This window comes from Nostoc sp., from assembly GCF_036916575.1.
Taxonomy (GTDB): domain Bacteria; phylum Cyanobacteriota; class Cyanobacteriia; order Cyanobacteriales; family Nostocaceae; genus Nostoc.
This window is the reverse complement of record NZ_JBALGC010000104.1, coordinates 147960-166007: the sequence shown is the minus strand read 5'-3', so window position 1 is coordinate 166007 and position 18048 is coordinate 147960. Positions and strand designations below refer to the sequence as shown.

Below are 18048 nucleotides of genomic sequence, written 5' to 3'. Positions count from 1 at the left end.
AAGCAAATTGCTACATAGGTAATGAGATACTTAGGATATATTAAAATGCCGCAGCCAGATGATTTTTGGCTGTTTTATCTTCTTTATATTCAGATGATTGACTAACTTTGACCTAGAATATCCTGTCTATAAGTATACATAAACCGTAATTTCTCTGGAATCTAAGCATAATCCGGGAATTTTAACAGTAAAAACACTGAATTTACTGGAAAAATTTCGTAATATTTATTTGAAATTTCTTCCGTTTTCCAAGCTACTGTTTTATCTGTGTGACTCTCAATAAAATCTAACTAAGCCAGAACTTCAAAAAAATTTGACTTAGAACTTATCCGAAAACTCTCATGTTGTATAGAGCCAAGTGGAATGTAGACGCGAAGTGCTTCCCACATCTATGATGATCGCTCTAAAGTGAGATTCTAACCTACAGAAACTTAAATTTTGAATGCAGCCCAATTATTTAGTAAAAATAACTGGGCTGTATTCGGCTGAATATAAGACTATCCAGCCAAGCTCTCAAGACTCAGAGGAACCATATCGCCATTCCTCGTCAGTCCTAACAACATTGGTTGTTGGGGTTGAATTAGTTGACCTGTCAGCACACAGCGTTCTTCTTGCTGAGCTGTGGCAGCTATGCTAGCTCGAATGTCGGTTCGCGAAAATCGAGGCTTCCACTCACCTGATTTTTGCTGGACATAATTCCAAAGGATATCTCGGATCAGAGCTTGATATCCCTGATTCCCAGCTATTTCTTTAAGCTTATCTTTGAGTTCCCGCTCTAGGCGGATGCTGGTAACTTCCATATCGGTAGTTGGGGTGCGAGCAATTGTATGCATCACTTTTTCTCCTTAAAGGTATAGACAGGATAGTAATACAAGTGTAGTATGTTTAAAGGAATGTTCAATAGGTGAAATTTTCTGTGAAATCCATTTATCCCATCTCCACTTCTTTTTACGCTACCAATTGCCGAGTCGGTTGGGAATCAGCTGCTATGGAAGTGGAGTATTTATTTATGGGCGATGGTAGCCGGAATCATGGGCAAATCACAGAGGGTAATTATGATTTTAGACATCTCAGCATTATTGCACTGATTGCAAAACCAGAACTAGATGAAGAAAGCGGGGGGTACAGACAAAAGAATACTGTACCAATATGAAACCAGAAAATTTTCTGGTCAATTCTAACCCCCGCTTCACCGAAAACTTGAAGCGGGGGTTTTTTTATAAGGAGTGAAGCTGTGACGATATCTTCCATGCGCGGCGCGATCGCAATGCAAGTGTTAGAGCAATCTGTGGTGGTGTTTTCGCAAAATTACTTGCCACTGTGTCGGGTCAATATCAAGCGGGCGATTGTGCTGTTAGTAACCAACAAAGCCCAACCGCTGGGTTTTACCACAGAAGGCGGATGGCGAATTCACTCACCCAGTTTGGTAGTTGAGGTGCCAAGACACATTCGCTTGACAATCACTTCCAATGAGCGGATGTGGAAAGTTCCGCCAGTCAATCGGCGAGAAGTGTTGCGACGAGACCATCACAGTTGCCAATATTGCGGTTGCGGCAAACATCTAACGCTAGATCATGTGATACCACGATCTAAAGGCGGTTCTCACACTTGGGATAACGTAGTCGCTGCTTGTGAAAGATGTAACTCCCGTAAAGGCGATCGCACCCTGTTTGAAGCTGGTATGCAACTGCGTACCAAACCAAAAGCACCAATCCACCCCGCGATTTCTTTTGCTGAACAGTTTTGGATGGACATGCAAGCAAACCTGGAATAACAGGAGAGCATAAGGAATGCTGAAATTAACTTACACTGAAAGTAGCTTTTATTTAGAATGTCTCACTGTGTCGCTAGAGGAATGGGTAGCGCAGCGAGTGATTTTAGCCCTGCGAGTTGGGCAAAGTTTATGCATTGAACCCAGTACCGCTTCCTTTTTGCTTCCTGTTGATTTGCCAGGTGTAGAAGTACTCAGGGCTGAGGTAAAAAGAGATGACAGAGGAATCATTGCTCTGTGTGCCTGCGATGCCGAATATATGGAAGTCACCCTGCGAGGTTCTTGGCTATCAGATAGTTATGAGGATTCTGTAGGTGTGTTTGTCACCACTATGAGCGATCGCGCTGAGTTCTTTTTGCACAAACTTTGGCAGGAAGCTCAACAGAGCAGTGCTTCTGTCATGAGCGAATAAACGAAACAGTAGGGTGAATAGAATTTCTCACCCTTTATTGTCCCATCTCTAGAAGTTCGGGAATTGTCACAAATCGGTAGCCTTGCTGTTTGAGTCCGCTGATGATTTGTGGCAATGCTTGTACAGTTCTTTGGCGATCGCCACCACCATCATGCATCAAAACAATAGAACCTGGTTTCGCGCCTTTCAAGACATTATTTACAAATGCTTGCGGTTTGGCGTGAGGGTCAGTATCGGCTGAAGTTAGCGACCACATAATTACAGCGTCTTTCTGGCTTTTGGCGTAAGCGGCTAGTCCGTTATTTAAAAAGCCTCCAGGAGGACGAAACAGAGCAGTTTTGACTCCTGTAGTTTTGTATATCAGGTCAGTTGTGCGATCAATTTCACTCTTGGCTGTGGCTTCATCCATTCGCCGATACCAATGATGCCAAGTATGGTTACCAATGGCGTATCCTTCGGCTACCTCGCGCTTGGCTAGGTCGGGATTTGCTTGCAAGGCTTGTCCTACCCAAAAGAATGTTGCTTTAACATCATTTTGCTTCAGAATATCCAGCATTTCTAGGGTTGTCTTTGGCCAGGGCCCATCATCAATGCTTAAAGCAATAACCTTCTCCTTGTTCCTGGGATGCACCTGATAAACTGTTTTTCCCTGAAATTTAGCTGGGACTGTAAAGGTAGGGTTTTCTAGTTTGGCTGATGGCGGTAGTTGGGCATTAATTTGGCCCTTTGCTGGATGATTTTGAACTTGTGCAGTATGGATTTTGCTTAAAGGCTTGTTCAACCCCAATTGTCGGGTGATACTACAAGCTGTAATCGTAGAGGCGATCGCGACAAAACTAATTATCTGTTGTCGCTTGAGAGAGTTATTTGTCACGTCAGGCTTTTAAAGATTCACCCAATCATAAGCTGTAGTTTGACTTTTCAGAGGGTTTAGCAAGTTCAAATCTAAGTACAGAAGCTTTTCTAGACAATTTAAAAAAAACTTTCTAAAACCCCTTGACACTTTTTGTAGTCTTTTGTAGCATAAATGTAGTGAAGGGAAGGACAAGCTTCCCAACAGTCAAAGTCATGTTTTACATACAACTAAAGGACAGGCGTTGGAATAAACCAGAGTCCCCAGTCAACAAAGCTGCTCCTACTTGCAAACCATCGGAAGTAGAGGCAATAAACGAAAAAAGTTCTAAGTTTGCACTCATCAAAACCACTGAATACATCCGGAATATACAACAGGCTTGCTACCTAGAGTTTCGGTTGTTTTTCTAACAGTAAAAGCTAATTTTTCTGAACCTTGAAAACTAAATAAGAAATGGGCAAGTTCACCAAAAATCTGTGCCTCAAAATCTAAAAGTTTAGGCACAGATTTCAAAAAATCGGGGTGTAGCTCAACTGACTAGAGCGTTCCGTTGTCTGCGGAAATGTTGCGGGTACCCTTCGGGAAGCAAGCTACAAGTCCCGTCACCCTGGTTGTAGTCCCGTAGGCGAATAGTTTAAGCCGTTAGTTTCTCAAGCTGAAGATTGCGAGTGCGAATCTCGTCGGGACTCCCAAATGGTCAGGTAGCCAAGTTGGTAAGGCGTTGGTCTGCAAAACCGATTAACGCGGGTTCAAATCCCGCCCTGACCTCTGGTGACATTGCAGCGTAGCTTAACCAGCAAAGCCCCAGGTTCATACCCTGGTATATGCGGGTGCAAATCCCGCCGCTGCCACCAAATGCAGGGATGGTGTAACGGCAACACCTCGTGACTCCAAATCCGATGTTCTGGGTTCAAATCCTAGTCCCTGCGTCACACAATTTTGGATTTTGGATTGCCGATACGTAGCGTAAAGCCTTCTCCTAACAGAGACGCTGCACGAACGGCATGGCTTCTCTACCAGACGCTGTTCGCGTTCGCTTAGAGCCAGTCCGCGTCCCTTGTGCGTCTCCTAAAGAGCGTCTTTTAGATTTAGGACTTACTCACAGACTACGATCTTACGTCATTACGAGCGTTGGCGCAGCCTCTCGTAGAGAAGCGAAGTAATCGCAAAGGCTTGGTTTTTCGTCACGAATGCGTAAGTCCTAAGATTAAAAAATTTAATCCAAAATCCAAAATCTAAAATCTAAATAGGACTTACGCACAGTTAACGGAAAACGAACCACAGAGAACACAGAGGTCATGGAGAAACGAGAGTTTGAGAGGGTTTTTGCGTAAGTCCTACTAAAATTCGGTCAATTATGCCCTCGTGGACGAATGGTTAAGTCAGTGTTCTTTCAAAGCACAGATGCGAGTTCAATTCTCGTCGAGGGAATGATTATGGGTCGGTGGCCGAGTCTGGCTGAAGGCGACAGTCTGTAAAACTGTTCTTTTTTGCATGCAGGCACCCTTCGGGAAGCAAGCTACAAATCCTGCTCGACCCACTGTGGAGAGGTGGCTGAGTGGCTCAAAGCGTCCTCCTGCTAAGAGGAAGCGGGTAGTTAAGTTAACCCGCCACAGGTTCAAATCCTGTCCTCTCCGTTTTGAGAGTGTGGTGTAACTGGATAACATCTCAGTCTACGAAACTGAAGATTTGAGGGTTCAAATCCCTCCGCTCTCGTTACATGATCTCTTCTTTTATCCCCCGGTAGCTCAGTTGGTAGTTAGCGCCTGTTTGAAAAACAGGAGGTCGTTGGTTCGATTCCGACCTGGGGGGTTTCGTTGCCTCATAGCTCAATGGTAGAGCAAGCGGCTGTTAACTGCACGGTTGTAGGTTCGAGTCCTACTGAGGCAGCCATTCATCATAATTCGTAATTAAATTGGGGTTGATACCCACGTTTCTATAAACGGCTTGTTTTGTGAAAGGGCTTTCAATCCTGACACAAAACATAATTACGAATTACGTAGCTTGCTTCTCGCCGGAGGCGAGTATTACGAACTACGAATTGTTTAATGCCAGGTGGACGAATTGGTAAGTCGCATCGCTCTGAACGATGAGGTTGCAGGTTCAAACCCTGCCCTGGCAATAAAGCCCTGTGGTGTAATTGGCAACATAGCGCCCTTTGAAGGCGAAGATTCCAGGTTCGAGTCCTGGTGGGGCTGCCAAACTTTGCTCTTTTTACTTGCTTAATGGGGTCATAGCTCAAATGGCTAGAGCGCCTGCCTTGCAAGCAGGAGGTTATGGGTTCAATTCCCATTGATTCCACTGATGGTGTCTGAAGCCAAAGTGGTCGAGGCGCTGGTTTGTGGAACCAGTCATAGCGGGTTCAAGCCCCGTTAGGCACCCCTCAATGGAAGATGCTTAGGACTTACGCAACGCCGATATTGTCATTGCGACCGAAACGGAGTGTAGGGAAGCAATAAGAGCGTCAGGGGGGATTACTTCTCTACGAGACGCTCCGCGTAGCTTGCTTCGACCTAGGAGTACGCTATCGCTCGTAATGACGAAATTAACGTGAGTTCGATAGAACTAAAAAAGAGCAGGAGGTAGAGCAGGTAAGTCTTTTGGGTAAATGTCAATAGAAGGTTTTTTAGGCAAATAGGTATAAGCAACCAACCCTGCCATTAAATTAACCAAAAAGTTAAATGGACGGCAACCAAGCTTGAACCTTGGAGTACAGGCAACTGTAGGGGTACCCTACGGGAAGCAAGCTACGATTCCTTCATCTTCCGCTATCCACCTGAAGCCGAAAAGTGAGGCGCTGTGCTGATAACACAGAAATAGGAGGGGCAGTACCTCCCAGGTGGATTTATATCTAGCACTGGTGTTACAACACTTGCAATGTAATACGAGCGCAGTGGCTCATTTCTTTATTTAAATTAACCAGGGTGGTTGGCATACCGGCTGTGCAGCGGGATTTTAACCTGCAGAAATAGGTTCGACCCCTATACCACCCATTATGAATAGGAACTAGCGATCGCTAGTTGAGCATGTTGCAGTAGTGTATCTTTATCCAGAGCATGTATGGGATATTGCGGTGTTATTGCCAGTAGTTTCTCAATTCTTTCTCTAGCGGCTTCTACTACTGTTTCATCTAAGCTACCGTTACTAAGCGAATCAGCAAAATCTTCAGCAATCCGATAAGTTCTTTCAATAGATGATGAATTAATATTACGCGACACAATAAACAGATCGCAGCCTGCATTAAATGACTGCGCTACAGTACCGGCTTTTATAAACATATCTGAGATAGCTTTCATATCCAAATCATCAGATACAATCACTCCCTCAAAGCCAAGTTCCTCTCTAAGTATGGTTTTGAGGATACCCTGAGAAAGCGTTCCTGGCACATCAGGATCTATCTTGGGAAATAAGATATGGACAGTCATAATCAAAGGAATCTGAACTTCGATTAGGGCTTTGAATGGTATAAGTTCTCGAAGTCGCAGGTCTTCTAGAGTTAAATTCAGTATTGGTAGCTCAATGTGAGAGTCCTTGCTGGTGTCTCCATGTCCGGGAAAGTGTTTGGCGCATCCCAAAATTCCTGAATCTCTAAGTCCAAGGTAATAGTCACGGGCACCTTGAGTAGCAGTTTCGGGAGTGTTACCAAAGGCGCGAGGCCCAATCACGGGGTTGTCGGGATGGGAAAAAATATCGGCTACTGGTGCCCAAGATAAATTAATTCCCAATGATTTTAGTTCTAACGCTGTGGCTTTTGCTACTTCATAAGCGTGCGATCGCAGCAATAAGGCATGAGGAAAGCGGGTAATTGGCGATGGTGTACGAATTACACGACCTCCTTCATGATCGAGAGTGATGAACATAGAATCACGTTCAGTGTATTCTCGTATTTGCCTGTTTAAATCCTTGAAGCTTTCCAGCCAAATCTGATATGGGGTGCCATCCAAAAAGTTCTTAGCAAAAAAGATCGCCCCAATCGGTTTTAATTCATTGAGTGCGCGTTTATCGTCATCGCTTAATCTAGTGCCGGAAACACCTATAATCAGGTGATGTCCAAAGCGCCTTAGCTCCTGCGATACACTCATAATCTTTTACTTGTAAGTTGTCAGGTAAACAACTTGGTTGTTCAACCTAAAGGACATAAACATTTATCCTACACCCTTATAGGGAGAGAAAAGTTTTCAAAGTAGTTTTTAAGCAATACCTTAGAGATTTTTTCATCATAAATACACAAATTAGCAAAGAAATCAACTACTTTAAGATAACTTTTAAAATTAGCTATTTTCAGTCAAAGGAAATACTTTTGTTTTACCGAAATCACTTGCATGTAAATATAGAGAAAGTGCACGCCGCAAAGCTATTGTCAGTAATGGTATTGGCAATTTATTTGGACAGGTGCGCGTAGGTAAAATTCCCTTTGGCAAAAGTTTTTTGGGGAAGTGATCGCACAATGACTGCCAAATGTAACGGTTTGCAACGTATAATAAAAACGACAAAACCATTAAGAAATATTGAAGGGCATTAGGGTTAAATGCGAGTAGCGATCGCGGGTGCTGGTTTAGCAGGACTTTCCTGCGCGAAATATCTCACAGACGCAGGTCACACTCCTATTGTCTTGGAAAGCCGGGACGTACTGGGTGGTCTTGTTGCGGCGTGGAAAGACTCTGACGGCGACTGGTACGAAATCGGGTTACACGCCTTCTTTGGGGCATACCCCAATATGCTTCAATTGCTTAAGGAGTTGGGCATTGAAGACAGACTTCAGTGGAAAGAGCATACGCTGATTTTCAATCAACCGGAGATGCCTGGGACACTATCACGTTTTGATGTTCCAGATATTCCATCTCCTTTCAACGTGATTGCGTCGATTCTTCGCAACAAAGACATGTTGACTTGGGAGCAGAAGATTCGATTTGCAATTGGCCTACTTCCAGCAGTGGTTCGGGGTCAGAAGTATGTTGAAGATATGGATAAGTACAGCTTCTTAGAGTGGTTGAAAAGGCAAGGTGTTGACGAGCGGGTAACTAGCGACGTTTTTATCGCCGCATGTAAAGCGCTCACCTTTATCAATCCTGATGAAGTTTCTGCAACGATCCTATTAACTGCACTGAATCGATTTTTACAAGAACGATATGGCTCTAAGATTGCCTTTTTGGATGGTTCTCCCACAGAACGGCTCTGTAGTCCGATCGTAGATTACATTACAGAATGTGGTGGGGAAGTGCGGTTGAATGCCCCCTTGAAAGAGATTTTGCTCAACGCCGATGGCACAGTGAAAGCATATTTGATTCGGGGGTTAAATGGGGCAGAAGATGAAGTTTTAACGGCTGATGTGTATGTATCTGCTATGTCGGTTGACCCTTTGAAGGTGATCTTGCCTAAGCCTTGGAAGCAAATAGAGTTTTTTAAGAAGCTAGAAGGCTTGGAAGGAGTACCAGTGATTAACCTGCATCTGTGGTTTGACCGGAAACTTACAGAAATTGATCACTTACTATTTTCGCGATCGCCCCTCCTAAGCGTTTATGCTGATATGAGCAATACCTGCCGTGAATACGCCAACCCCAATCGCTCGATGCTGGAATTAGTTCTAGCTCCGGCAAAAGATTGGATTGCCAAATCCGATGAGGAGATTGTGGCTGCAACGATTGCCGAGTTAGAAAAACTCTTCCCCGACCACTTTGGAGGAGACAATCCAGCAACGTTGTTGAAATCTCATGTGGTGAAAACGCCGCGTTCAGTTTACAAAGCGACCCCTGGTCGTCAACAGTACCGTCCCGCACAAGTTACGCCCATTGCCAACTTCTATCTCGCCGGAAGTTATACTATGCAACGCTACTTAGGCAGTATGGAAGGTGCCGTACTTTCTGGTAAGCTGACAGCGCAGGCGATTTCTGAGGCTCTCCCGGTAGCAAATTCCTCAAACCTGCAAACGCTCACCCGACCGCCCGCAACGAATGCTGCAACTGCCTGAATCCCCACCGCGCATGAAAACGCTGGTCTCTCTGGACGAGTCCTACGAACTTTGTCGTCACCTCATAGCCAAGTATTCCACGACTTTTTACCTCAGTACTTTGCTCCTGAGCAAAGAAAAACGTCCTGCTATTTGGGCAATTTATGCTTGGTGTCGCCGTTTAGATGAACTGGTGGATGGGCCCGCATCTGCTATTACCACGCCAGAAACCCTAGACCTATGGGAGCAGCAGCTCGAATCGATGTTTGCTGGACACCCATTGGACAACTTCGATGTCGCTTTGGTAGATACCATTCAACGTTTCCCGATGGACATTCAGCCCTTTCGGGATATGATTGCTGGTCAGCGCATGGACTTATATCGCAGTCGTTATGAAACCTTCGAGGAGTTATACCTCTACTGTTACCGTGTTGCTGGCACTGTCGGCTTGATGTCAACAGCAGTTATGGGGTTGGATACTACCAGAAATATAGCTCCGTGGAACCGTGAACAACAGCTATATATTCCCATCGAAGAAGAAATTGCCTTAGGAATTGCCAAGCAACTCACCAACATCTTGCGCGATGTAGGCGAGGATGCCCGAAGGGGACGAATCTACATTCCCCTAGAAGATTTGGCAAGATTTAACTACACCGAACAAGATTTGTTCGATGGTGTAGTAGATGAACGCTGGCGTTCCCTGATGCGCTTTCAAATTGACCGGGCACGACAGTTTTATTGGAAGGCAGAAAAGGGAATTTCTTACCTATCTTCTGATGGTCGTTGGCCTGTGTGGGCGGCTCTGATGCATTACAGTGGAATTTTAAGCATAATTGAACGTAACGATTATAATGCCTTCACTCGACGGGCCTACGTGCCCCAGTGGCAAAAGTTACGTTCTTTGCCCGTGGCTTGGATGCGATCGCAAGTCCTTTGAGCAAGTAGTCATTTGTCATTGGTCATTAGTAACGACAATGACAAATGACTATTGACTATGCCCAACAAATCTGCTAACATTATTATTCGTGAGTCAGGAGAGGTGGCTGAGTGGTCGAAAGCGGCAGATTGCTAATCTGTTGTACGGCAGGCAACTCCGTACCGAGGGTTCGAATCCCTCCCTCTCCGTTTTCTAGACTTTGAGACACGGAATATATTTCTGTGTACAAAAATAAGTGCTGATGTAGGGTTAAATACTTCTACTACCAAAGATGGATGATATGATTTATCCTTTGGAGCCTTCATAGGATACAACTAACTTACAAATCTAGTTTGAATCTTACTTTTAGGCTCCTAAATATCTGAGGAGTGAAAGTGACTTATGATAAAAATTAGCGCCGCCTTAACTTTAAGTATAGCTACCTTAGCAACTGGGTTCCTGGTTGGGGCTTGTGGTGATAGCAGTACCCCCAATGGCACAGCTAACAATGGAAGTACCGCTACCCCAGCTGCAAACTCAACAACCACAAGCAGTACTAAAGGGCTAAAAATTGGTTCTTTGCTACCGACAACAGGCGACTTAGCTTCTGTCGGACAGCAGATGCTAGGTTCTGTTCCTTTACTCGTCGATACGGTCAACGCTTGCGGTGGTGTGAATGGCGAACCTGTGACCTTGGTGCAAGTAGACGACCAAACTGACCCTAGAGCTGGTGCTGCTGGTATGACCAAATTAGCAACTTTAGATAAAGTGGCAGGTGTCGTTGGCTCCTTTGCCAGTAGCGTTTCTAGTGCAGCAGTCTCCATTGCCACGCCGAATAAAGTCATGCTGGTTTCCCCTGGCAGTACCAGTCCCGTCTTTACCGAAAAGGCCCAAAAAGGCGACTTTAAAGGCTTTTGGGCGCGTACAGCTCCCCCCGATACCTACCAAGCACTAGCTTTAGCCCAACTTGCTAATAAAAAAGGTTTCAAGCGAATTTCTACAGTTGTGATTAATAATGACTATGGTGTTGGGTTTGAAAAAGCATTTGTGCAAACTTTTGAAAAATTGGGTGGAACCATAGTTAATAAAGACAAGCCTGTCCGCTACGACCCAAAAGCTCAGACATTTGAGACAGAAGCGGCTGCTGCTTTTGCTGGTAAGCCAGATGCAGTCCTGGCTGTACTATACGCTGAGACTGGCAGTCTGTTTCTGAAAGCTGCTTATCAACAAGGTGTCGCAAAGGGTGTGCAGATTCTGCTTACAGATGGGGTGAAATCACCGACTTTCCCAGAACAAGTTGGCAAAGACAGCAACGGTAAGTATACCTTAACTGGAGCGATCGGTACAGTACCCGGTTCCGATGGCAAAGCGCTAGAAGCTTTCAACAAGTTGTGGAAGGATAAAAAAGGTGGTGCACCAGGGGAATATGCTCCTCAAACTTGGGATGCGGCTGCCTTATTGACGTTGGCAGCGCAAGATGCTAAGGAAAATACAGGTGTTGGTATAGCCAGCAAAATCCGTGAAGTTTCTAATGGGCCTGGCACAGAAGTTACTGATGTCTGCGAGGGACTGAAGTTACTTAAAGATGGAAAGAAGATTAACTACCAAGGAGCCAGTGGCAACGTAGATGTTGATGCTAACGGCGATGTCGTCGGTGTTTACGATGTTTGGACAGTAGGAGACGATGGCAAAATCAAGATAATTGACAAAGTTACCCCTAAGTAAAAAGTTAGGAGTTATGAATTAAGAGTTATGAGTAAAACATTACTAACTCTTAACTTCTAACTCCTAACTCCTAACTCTTAAAAGCCGGTGAAGTTGTAACCAACTCCTAACAACAAGCCTACATCAGTTTCATCGAAAAATCCGGCATTCACAGCAGCCGTTGCTGTAAATTGAGAATTTAAAGGCACATCAATGCCACCAGATACCAAAAAGGCAAATTGCGAATCATCACCAGTTTTGTAAGCTGCACCCACTCCGACGTAAGGTGCAATAGCTAATGGTTCGCTAAAAGCATCTGCTGACTTGAAAGAAAAATCGTAGGTTATAGGAAGTAGAACTGTAGTGTTGTCCCCAAATACGGCTGAGGGTCGCACAGATATAGTATTTGTCAGTCCGATTTTGCTGACTACCGCAAAGTTACCGTCACCCAAAGATGAGTCCCCACCATCTAAACCAATGTTAGCAGCGACGCCAATATAGCTGCTGCCACCACGGGTAGTTCTACCTAAATCAATATCCGATTGTGCTACTTTGGGAGCAGATGGTTGAGTAGTAGTTTGAGAAGTAGGTTGCACAAACTCAGAGGTGAGCGTCGCAGATGAGGTTGCCACTGTGCCTGGAACAGGTGTAGGCATCACACTGGCGTTTTTCTGTATCGCAGCGTTGGGGAACTGCTGTACATTAGTTAAATTTGTTACTGTAAATGTTTCAGTTGTTTCTGTAGAGAGATTTTGGCTTGCAGTGTCTAGTTCTGTACTAAACTCATTGGGAGACGCAACGGTTGCGGAAGGGTCGGTTAATGGCTGACTGCTCACCTTGTCCACTGTCTGGGCATTTGCAGATAAGCCGCTACTCAGGACTGCAAGAGCAGCTATACTTGGTAACCAAAAAACACCTTTACGAAGAAAAATAGTATTCACATTCACTCCTAAAACAATATTGCCACGAAAAATAAAGGGTTTTGTTGATTGAAGTCAACAAATTCGGGCAATACTCAAAATTTAACACCAAAAAATCGGTTTTTACATCTTGACTTTGCTGGATTTATCTAGTTAATATTTATCAGCTTTATCAGCAAAAAATTAAACTCGATATCCTGAATATCCGGAATTTTACAGATGAGAAAAATTCTATTGGCTTTAAGCAAAGAGTCTATTTGTTGAAGAGGTGATCAGGATTGGGAAAACTTTTACCAAAAAACTTAGTCTACATCAACACCGAGCTTTCTTAGTATTTATGCCAACTGTTTAGCACATTGGCGTTCCTGCTTTAACTTTAATTAATTGTTAAAGAGTAAAAACCATTTGCCTTTACCTCACAACTGTTGGGGCTAGCTGAGATTATCGCGTCTGGAGGGCGATTATAACGATTATATTAATCGGAACTACAGAATCATAACTCTATCGTCTCAATAAATACGAGAAAAATAAAAAGTCTCAAACAAACACACATCTGCGTAGAATTATAATACCTGATACAAAAGCTTCTTTCGAGTCACAAGCTAACCCCATGTGGAACTTTTACTCAAACCTAACCCCCCAGCCTCCTTGCCTACAAGGGAAGAGCTACCGTATACACATAAGTTGGAAAACCTCATCCACATTGGCTTGAATCTGGTAGGGTGCGTTATGGACAAAAGTTTGCTACAGGCAGCGACGACTACAGGAGAAGGGCTTCCCATAGGGTATGGTTGGTCTATTTACGCCATGCTGTACTAAGAATTGCGCTTTGTAACAAAAAAAGTTGATTGTGAAGTGATATTACAAAGCTTGCAAAAATATTTAGAAATTGTCTACAAGGCAAACATGGTTCTAACCTAGAACCTATTAGGAGAGACTTGAGGCAAATGTGATGAGCGGAAATAATACTCAAAAATATCGGTTTGTCTGTACCCTGACTTTCGGTGATATCTACGGTCAAATAATTGTTTGGTTGATTACAATTACCCTAAGTTTGGCATCAGCCTTGGCGCTGATGGGTGCCAAGCGACCCGTGTACGCTTTAGCAACAGCGGGTCTTGTCGTTCTGCTATCGCTACCTTTCTTGTTGTTTGCGTTTGTCACTACCTTGTTAAATCATATTGAAGTCACTCCTGTAGGACCTGGAACCAAAATGGAACCCATACCAGGCAATGTGTCTCAGCAACAACCTGTACAAGCAACTAGCTAAAAAGTTAGGAGTTAGGAGTAGAGACGCGATTAATCGCGTCTGTAAAGGAGTTATGAGTTATGAGTCACTCCATCTGTCCCATAACTCTTCATTTTTAACTTTTCACTCCTAATTTCAAAATTTGTAATAACATCCCTGTCTATAGGCAGGGAATTTTTTTGTAGAGATGCCACGGCAACCGTCGCAACGCACTGCCTAATTAATCACCTCTCTAGAATAGAACAGCAGGGGTTTGCAATCAGGGGGCTAATTATGCTGGAACACGATGTGATTATTGTCGGGGGTGGATTAGCAGGATGTCGTGCTGCTGTAGAAATTGCCCGCACTGACCCTAGTTTAAATATTGCTGTGGTTGCCAAAACCCACCCAATTCGTTCCCACTCAGTCGCAGCTCAAGGTGGTATGGCTGCATCGCTGAAAAATGTTGATTCCGAAGATAGTTGGGAGGCACATGCTTTTGATACTGTCAAGGGTTCTGATTACTTGGCAGACCAAGATGCTGTGGCAATTCTCGCCCAAGAAGCGCCAGATGTGGTGATTGACTTGGAACACATGGGCGTTTTGTTCTCTCGTTTACCCGATGGTCGCATTGCCCAACGGGCTTTTGGTGGACATTCCCACAACCGTACTTGCTACGCCGCTGATAAGACCGGTCACGCGATTTTGCACGAATTGGTTAACAACCTGCGGCGTTATGGGGTGCAAGTTTATGAAGAATGGTATGTAATGCGTCTGATTTTGTCAGAAAATGAGGCCAAGGGTGTGGTAATGTTCCATCTTTTGGATGGACATATCGAGGTGGTACGAGCCAAGGCGGTGATGTTTGCCACAGGGGGTTATGGTCGCGTTTATAACACCACCTCTAATGATTACGCTTCTTCGGGTGATGGTTTGGCAATGACTGTGATCGCCGGTTTGCCCCTCGAAGATATGGAATTTGTCCAATTTCATCCCACTGGTTTATATCCGGTAGGGGTGTTGATTTCAGAAGCAGTACGGGGTGAAGGGGCGTATCTGATTAATAGTGAAGGCGATCGCTTTATGGCGAACTACGCACCCAGTCGCATGGAACTAGCTCCTCGTGATATTACCTCACGAGCGATCGCTTACGAAATTCGTGCTGGTCGTGGTATTCATCTCAATGGTAGTGCTGGTGGCCCCTTTGTCTATCTGGATCTGCGCCATATGGGCAAAGAAAAAATTATGAGTCGCGTTCCCTTCTGTTGGGAAGAAGCCCATCGCCTAGTAGGCGTTGACGCGGTAACTCAACCGATGCCAGTCCGCCCGACAATTCACTATTGTATGGGTGGTATCCCAGTTAATACTGATGGGCAAGTCCGCAGTAGTGGTGATGGTCTGGTTGATGCTTTCTTTGCCGCTGGCGAAACATCTTGTGTTTCCGTACACGGGGCGAATCGCTTGGGCAGTAATTCACTACTAGAGTGCGTGGTTTATGGTAAGAGAACTGGGGCTGCGATCGCTAAATTTGTACAAAAACGTAAGTTGCCTTCTATAGATGAGCAACGCTATGTAACGGAAGCCCAGCAACAAATCCAAGCTTTGCTAGAACAACCAGGACAGTACCGGATTAACCAAGTCCGTCAAGCCTTCCAAGATTGTATGACTGAGTACTGCGGCGTTTTCCGCACTGAGGCATTAATGAGCGAAGGGTTACACAAATTAGAAGAAATACAACAGCAATATTCACAAATTTATTTAGATGACAAAGGAAGTTGCTGGAATACGGAACTTGTGGAAGCTTTAGAATTGCGAAGTTTGATGGTAGTGGGACAGACTATTTTGGCATCAGCCCTAAATCGCCAGGAAAGTCGTGGCGCTCATTTCCGCGAAGATTATTCCCAGCGAGATGATGCTAATTTCCTCAAACATACAATGGCTTACTATTCGCCAGCCGGAATTGATATACAGTACCGTCCTGTGGCAATTACTATGTTTGAGCCAAAAGAACGGAAGTATTAAACTTTAGCTAAAGGGTGAAATAGAGAATTTCATCCTTTATAACTTGATTTTTTTCAGACAATTTAATAGAGTGTTTGACAATTACACAAAGAATATGTAGATTTAAGCATTCGACAAGAGTTGATTGTTGATAACAGGTTACGCAATATGGTAAACGTTCTAAAGCTTTCTAATAATCGTAGAGATGCAATTGCTACTTGCATACATCAAACTGTTCAGGCATTTGCCGATAGACTTCATTATAACATTAATGGTCTATGCTTATACTATGCAGGTCTTGGTATGGATGTTTGTACATTTGTATATCATAGGGTAAGTAAAGATGAAACTCTTTATTACTCTCTTCAAGGAGGTAGTATTTCTGTAAGAGTAGCATCTGATCCTGAAGACGTAAGCAGAGGAGTAAATTTTGGAGCAATAAACCCATCTTTTAAGACTGGAAGTTACCATTGTTGGATTGTTGGTTTGTGTCGAGAACGCCAAGTAATCAAACCTTTTGAGTTTATCGATTTCACTAGTAAGCATTACAAATCAAATTCTCTAGAGCAGGGACATAATTGGGAAAGAACTGATATTGATGATTATCTATGGTTAGACCAAGATGAGATGGAGAAGTATGGAGTCTCAGTTAATTTTGATAAAAATATAACTCAACAAGCTATGCAAGCGTGGTCAAATACTAGCTTCAAGGATGCAATGCTTCGTCAGGCAATACAAAATTATAAATCAATAATTCAATAATTTAATCAATACTGCGAGAAAAATTTTAGCTCGTGATAGGGTGTGAAATGTTTATGCTGAGTTATTGATTCACATTGAATATTCAACCCAAAATGACTGTGCAAAGAACTGATATTGAAAGTTGCATTTAAGCTAACTTTGAGCCTATAATTTTATAATTATTATATGTGGGTGGCTGGTGTCTACGCCTTCCAAGTGTCTTGGGTATTAGGGTTCTTCTAGAAGTCCTCAAGGGTGTTTCAACAGTGCAGGATTGGGCCTCGTTCTTCGTGAACATAAAGGAGGGTCTTATGATTGCACCCGTTGTCTATGTGACAGTCGGTTCATGCGGAGTAGCGTTACTGCGGAGATCGAATGGGATTTACTCTAAAGTGTACTGGGAGCATCGTGAGGTCTGAAAGAGGGTCTTTACCAAGAGTAGCGCTATGGGGGTTCAATTCCCCCACTCCGCATTTCTCGTAGTTTACGCAGTTGGTAAATTAACTCAAGCAACAGCGAAATCCAACGCTATCAGCCTTGGTATTTGTGAGAAGCGATCGCATTGTACACTTTCTGATAAGCTACGGTTGGTGTGTTTCTAGGAATGTTACTTGCCAACATACAAACAATCAAATACAGCGATATTGCTTTGCCAGTTCTTTTCTAATTTGTATCAGTCCATCCAGGTTTTCTGCTACGGCAAAAATTTGAAACCGCTTTATATTCAACCTGGTTTGAACGATGAGATTGCAGTCATAATTAATCAAGATGGGAAATAGAACTGAGTGATTGCCTCTCGCCTATATTTGAAATTGAGCCTTAGATAAATAGGCTAGGTGAAACCTTGAAGTAATCACCAAGTATTTTGGCTTGTGCTTTGCTAATCGAACGCTTGCCATTAACAACCTCAGACACCACACCACTCGATCCAATAACGCCTACCAAGTCAGCTTGACGGGTTCCACTTGCTTCCATAATATGTTGAAGTATTTCATAAGGCAGAGATAAATCCATCGGGTAGTTTTGTGTTTCATATACTTCAATCAGCTTCACCAGCAATTTATGTAGAACTCGCTGCTCTGGAGTGCGATTTTCCGCAAAGGTTAAACCCTCTACCACTGTTAACATACGTTCATACTCCTCTTCCGTCTCAATTACTTTGGGAGCAACTTCAACTAGCAGATTGCCATAAGCAATTTCGTCAAAAGTAAAAGTCATTTTTCCATTTGCCTTTATCGTATTCAGTATGTGTAAGAAAGTATTTGTAATAAACTACCTGGTCTTCATAATCAATACCAACAATTAGGCGATAATCATTACCCTTGATATTGAAAACAGTGAAGTTTCCAACTGCTTCAGCATCTTTGTAAATCTTACGAACGTCCTCTAGGTTCTGCCATTCCGTTTTCTTCACAGTTGCATACCAGTTGTCAATCTGTTTCTTGACATCGGGATACTGAGCAATATCAGTACGAAGGTTGCGAATTGCAATTAGATGCATTTATTTCTAACTTTTTTGTCATATATTTTCAATGAAAAATTAATTACTGTTAAA

Annotated in this window: 18 protein-coding genes, 16 tRNA genes and 1 pseudogene; 26 read left to right on the top strand and 9 right to left on the bottom strand. The window is 43.6% G+C overall.

The genetic code is table 11. The annotated features are described in order from the left end of the window. Positions 1-497: 497 nt before the first annotated feature. Entirely contained in the window at positions 498-833 is a 336-nt protein-coding gene (locus V7L29_RS22190; RefSeq protein WP_334690655.1) for a hypothetical protein, read from the bottom strand. A 71-nt stretch (positions 834-904) separates the two neighbouring features. Here V7L29_RS22190 and V7L29_RS22185 point away from each other — a divergent pair, with 71 nt between their 5' ends. The 3 genes from V7L29_RS22185 to V7L29_RS22175 all read left to right on the top strand — a co-directional run bounded on the left by V7L29_RS22185 (position 905) and on the right by V7L29_RS22175 (position 2183). Continuing rightward, on the top strand, positions 905-1153 hold the full coding sequence (locus V7L29_RS22185) for a hypothetical protein (RefSeq protein ID WP_334690654.1): 249 nt from the start codon (positions 905-907) through the stop codon (positions 1151-1153). 114 nt (positions 1154-1267) lie between these two features. Continuing rightward, entirely contained in the window at positions 1268-1774 is a 507-nt protein-coding gene (locus V7L29_RS22180; protein WP_442944236.1) for an HNH endonuclease, read from the top strand. A gap of 16 nt (positions 1775-1790) precedes the next feature. Continuing rightward, complete coding sequence (locus V7L29_RS22175) at positions 1791-2183, top strand: alr0857 family protein (RefSeq protein WP_334690653.1); 393 nt, start codon at positions 1791-1793, stop codon at positions 2181-2183. Positions 2184-2217: 34 nt separating this feature from the next. Here V7L29_RS22175 and V7L29_RS22170 read toward each other — a convergent pair whose 3' ends face one another. The 3 genes from V7L29_RS22170 to V7L29_RS22160 form a co-directional block, all read right to left on the bottom strand. Then, on the bottom strand, positions 2218-3057 hold the full coding sequence (locus V7L29_RS22170) for a polysaccharide deacetylase family protein (RefSeq protein ID WP_334736815.1): 840 nt from the start codon (positions 3055-3057) through the stop codon (positions 2218-2220). Between the two features lie 199 nt (positions 3058-3256). Further along, complete coding sequence (locus V7L29_RS22165; RefSeq protein ID WP_334736814.1) at positions 3257-3379, bottom strand: hypothetical protein; 123 nt, start codon at positions 3377-3379, stop codon at positions 3257-3259. Beyond that, on the bottom strand, positions 3379-3540 hold the full coding sequence (locus tag V7L29_RS22160; RefSeq protein WP_334736813.1) for a hypothetical protein: 162 nt from the start codon (positions 3538-3540) through the stop codon (positions 3379-3381). The genes V7L29_RS22165 and V7L29_RS22160 overlap by 1 nt, the downstream gene beginning before the upstream one ends. Positions 3541-3651: 111 nt before the next feature. On the opposite strand from V7L29_RS22160, the gene V7L29_RS22155 reads away from it, so the two are divergent. The 14 genes from V7L29_RS22155 (at position 3652) to V7L29_RS22090 (ending at position 5417) form a co-directional block, all read left to right on the top strand. Beyond that, positions 3652-3728: transfer RNA gene (locus V7L29_RS22155), tRNA-Glu, on the top strand. A gap of 3 nt (positions 3729-3731) precedes the next feature. Beyond that, a tRNA-Cys gene (locus tag V7L29_RS22150) sits at positions 3732-3804 on the top strand. Positions 3805-3814: 10 nt separating this feature from the next. After that, positions 3815-3890: transfer RNA gene (locus V7L29_RS22145), tRNA-Met, on the top strand. 3 nt (positions 3891-3893) lie between these two features. Continuing rightward, positions 3894-3965, top strand: a tRNA-Trp gene (locus V7L29_RS22140). Between the two features lie 431 nt (positions 3966-4396). Continuing rightward, a tRNA-Glu gene (locus V7L29_RS22135) sits at positions 4397-4467 on the top strand. 7 nt (positions 4468-4474) lie between these two features. Further along, positions 4475-4576 (top strand) — tRNA-Tyr (locus tag V7L29_RS22130). A gap of 4 nt (positions 4577-4580) precedes the next feature. Next, positions 4581-4673, top strand: a tRNA-Ser gene (locus V7L29_RS22125). A 4-nt stretch (positions 4674-4677) separates the two neighbouring features. After that, a tRNA-Arg gene (locus V7L29_RS22120) sits at positions 4678-4752 on the top strand. A gap of 21 nt (positions 4753-4773) precedes the next feature. Next, positions 4774-4848, top strand: a tRNA-Phe gene (locus tag V7L29_RS22115). 6 nt (positions 4849-4854) lie between these two features. Next, a tRNA-Asn gene (locus V7L29_RS22110) sits at positions 4855-4929 on the top strand. Between the two features lie 156 nt (positions 4930-5085). Beyond that, a tRNA-Gln gene (locus tag V7L29_RS22105) sits at positions 5086-5158 on the top strand. 3 nt (positions 5159-5161) lie between these two features. Next, a tRNA-Gln gene (locus tag V7L29_RS22100) sits at positions 5162-5237 on the top strand. Between the two features lie 26 nt (positions 5238-5263). After that, positions 5264-5337 (top strand) — tRNA-Ala (locus V7L29_RS22095). Positions 5338-5343: 6 nt separating this feature from the next. Continuing rightward, a tRNA-His gene (locus tag V7L29_RS22090) sits at positions 5344-5417 on the top strand. Between the two features lie 184 nt (positions 5418-5601). On the opposite strand, the pseudogene V7L29_RS35580 reads toward V7L29_RS22090, so the two are convergent. Then, positions 5602-5718: pseudogene (locus V7L29_RS35580) on the bottom strand (IS982 family transposase); the annotation flags it as partial. 240 nt (positions 5719-5958) lie between these two features. Here V7L29_RS35580 and V7L29_RS22085 point away from each other — a divergent pair. Then, positions 5959-6029, top strand: a tRNA-Lys gene (locus V7L29_RS22085). Here V7L29_RS22085 and V7L29_RS22080 read toward each other — a convergent pair. Beyond that, positions 6030-7118: a glycoside hydrolase family 3 protein gene (locus V7L29_RS22080; protein WP_334736812.1), complete on the bottom strand. Its 1089-nt coding sequence runs from the start codon at positions 7116-7118 to the stop codon at positions 6030-6032. It abuts the tRNA gene before it with no gap. Positions 7119-7564: 446 nt separating this feature from the next. On the opposite strand from V7L29_RS22080, the gene pds reads away from it, so the two are divergent. From pds to V7L29_RS22060, 4 genes are all read left to right on the top strand, one after another. Beyond that, positions 7565-9004, top strand: coding sequence for a 15-cis-phytoene desaturase (pds, locus tag V7L29_RS22075; protein WP_334736811.1), 1440 nt, complete (start codon positions 7565-7567; stop codon positions 9002-9004). Then, positions 8988-9920, top strand: coding sequence for a 15-cis-phytoene synthase CrtB (crtB, locus tag V7L29_RS22070; protein WP_334692866.1), 933 nt, complete (start codon positions 8988-8990; stop codon positions 9918-9920). The genes pds and crtB overlap by 17 nt, the downstream gene beginning before the upstream one ends. 96 nt (positions 9921-10016) lie before the next feature. Continuing rightward, positions 10017-10108, top strand: a tRNA-Ser gene (locus V7L29_RS22065). 193 nt (positions 10109-10301) lie between these two features. Next, the gene (locus tag V7L29_RS22060) at positions 10302-11624 is read left to right on the top strand and encodes an ABC transporter substrate-binding protein (protein ID WP_334736810.1); all 1323 of its coding nucleotides are present in this window, start codon (positions 10302-10304) and stop codon (positions 11622-11624) included. Between the two features lie 77 nt (positions 11625-11701). Here V7L29_RS22060 and V7L29_RS22055 read toward each other — a convergent pair whose 3' ends face one another. Beyond that, entirely contained in the window at positions 11702-12544 is an 843-nt protein-coding gene (locus tag V7L29_RS22055; protein ID WP_334736809.1) for a hypothetical protein, read from the bottom strand. Positions 12545-13475: 931 nt separating this feature from the next. Between V7L29_RS22055 and V7L29_RS22050 the strand changes: the two genes are divergently transcribed. The 4 genes from V7L29_RS22050 to V7L29_RS35575 all read left to right on the top strand — a co-directional run bounded on the left by V7L29_RS22050 (position 13476) and on the right by V7L29_RS35575 (position 17272). Continuing rightward, a complete protein-coding gene (locus tag V7L29_RS22050) occupies positions 13476-13793 on the top strand; it encodes a hypothetical protein (protein ID WP_273765957.1) in 318 nt (105 codons plus the stop codon). A gap of 252 nt (positions 13794-14045) precedes the next feature. Beyond that, positions 14046-15773, top strand: a complete 1728-nt coding sequence (locus tag V7L29_RS22045) for a succinate dehydrogenase/fumarate reductase flavoprotein subunit (RefSeq protein ID WP_334736808.1) — start codon at positions 14046-14048, stop codon at positions 15771-15773. A gap of 147 nt (positions 15774-15920) precedes the next feature. Further along, complete coding sequence (locus tag V7L29_RS22040) at positions 15921-16514, top strand: hypothetical protein (protein WP_334736807.1); 594 nt, start codon at positions 15921-15923, stop codon at positions 16512-16514. 590 nt (positions 16515-17104) lie between these two features. After that, positions 17105-17272, top strand: coding sequence for a DUF6888 family protein (locus tag V7L29_RS35575; RefSeq protein ID WP_442944233.1), 168 nt, complete (start codon positions 17105-17107; stop codon positions 17270-17272). A gap of 40 nt (positions 17273-17312) precedes the next feature. Here the strand turns inward: V7L29_RS35575 and V7L29_RS22035 are convergent, their stop codons facing one another. Both V7L29_RS22035 and V7L29_RS22030 read right to left on the bottom strand, forming a co-directional pair. After that, on the bottom strand, positions 17313-17711 hold the full coding sequence (locus V7L29_RS22035) for a helix-turn-helix domain-containing protein (protein ID WP_334736806.1): 399 nt from the start codon (positions 17709-17711) through the stop codon (positions 17313-17315). Continuing rightward, complete coding sequence (locus V7L29_RS22030) at positions 17695-17994, bottom strand: type II toxin-antitoxin system HigB family toxin (protein WP_334736805.1); 300 nt, start codon at positions 17992-17994, stop codon at positions 17695-17697. The genes V7L29_RS22035 and V7L29_RS22030 overlap by 17 nt, the downstream gene beginning before the upstream one ends. Between the last annotated feature and the right edge of the window lie 54 nt (positions 17995-18048).

Excerpts from the sequence above, each read along its gene's own strand:
- V7L29_RS22190 (WP_334690655.1), bottom strand. The coding sequence starts at position 833 with ATGCATACAATTGCTCGCACCCCAACTACCGATATGGAAGTTACCAGC.
- V7L29_RS22180 (WP_442944236.1), top strand. The coding sequence starts at position 1,268 with ATGCAAGTGTTAGAGCAATCTGTGGTGGTGTTTTCGCAAAATTACTTG.
- V7L29_RS22175 (WP_334690653.1), top strand. The coding sequence starts at position 1,791 with ATGCTGAAATTAACTTACACTGAAAGTAGCTTTTATTTAGAATGTCTC.
- V7L29_RS22165 (WP_334736814.1), bottom strand. The coding sequence starts at position 3,379 with ATGAGTGCAAACTTAGAACTTTTTTCGTTTATTGCCTCTACTTCCGAT.
- V7L29_RS22080 (WP_334736812.1), bottom strand. The coding sequence starts at position 7,118 with ATGAGTGTATCGCAGGAGCTAAGGCGCTTTGGACATCACCTGATTATA.
- pds (WP_334736811.1), top strand. The coding sequence starts at position 7,565 with ATGCGAGTAGCGATCGCGGGTGCTGGTTTAGCAGGACTTTCCTGCGCG.
- crtB (WP_334692866.1), top strand. The coding sequence starts at position 8,988 with ATGCTGCAACTGCCTGAATCCCCACCGCGCATGAAAACGCTGGTCTCT.
- V7L29_RS22060 (WP_334736810.1), top strand. The coding sequence starts at position 10,302 with ATGATAAAAATTAGCGCCGCCTTAACTTTAAGTATAGCTACCTTAGCA.
- V7L29_RS22050 (WP_273765957.1), top strand. The coding sequence starts at position 13,476 with ATGAGCGGAAATAATACTCAAAAATATCGGTTTGTCTGTACCCTGACT.
- V7L29_RS22045 (WP_334736808.1), top strand. The coding sequence starts at position 14,046 with ATGCTGGAACACGATGTGATTATTGTCGGGGGTGGATTAGCAGGATGT.
- V7L29_RS22040 (WP_334736807.1), top strand. The coding sequence starts at position 15,921 with ATGGTAAACGTTCTAAAGCTTTCTAATAATCGTAGAGATGCAATTGCT.
- V7L29_RS22035 (WP_334736806.1), bottom strand. The coding sequence starts at position 17,711 with ATGACTTTTACTTTTGACGAAATTGCTTATGGCAATCTGCTAGTTGAA.
- V7L29_RS22030 (WP_334736805.1), bottom strand. The coding sequence starts at position 17,994 with ATGCATCTAATTGCAATTCGCAACCTTCGTACTGATATTGCTCAGTAT.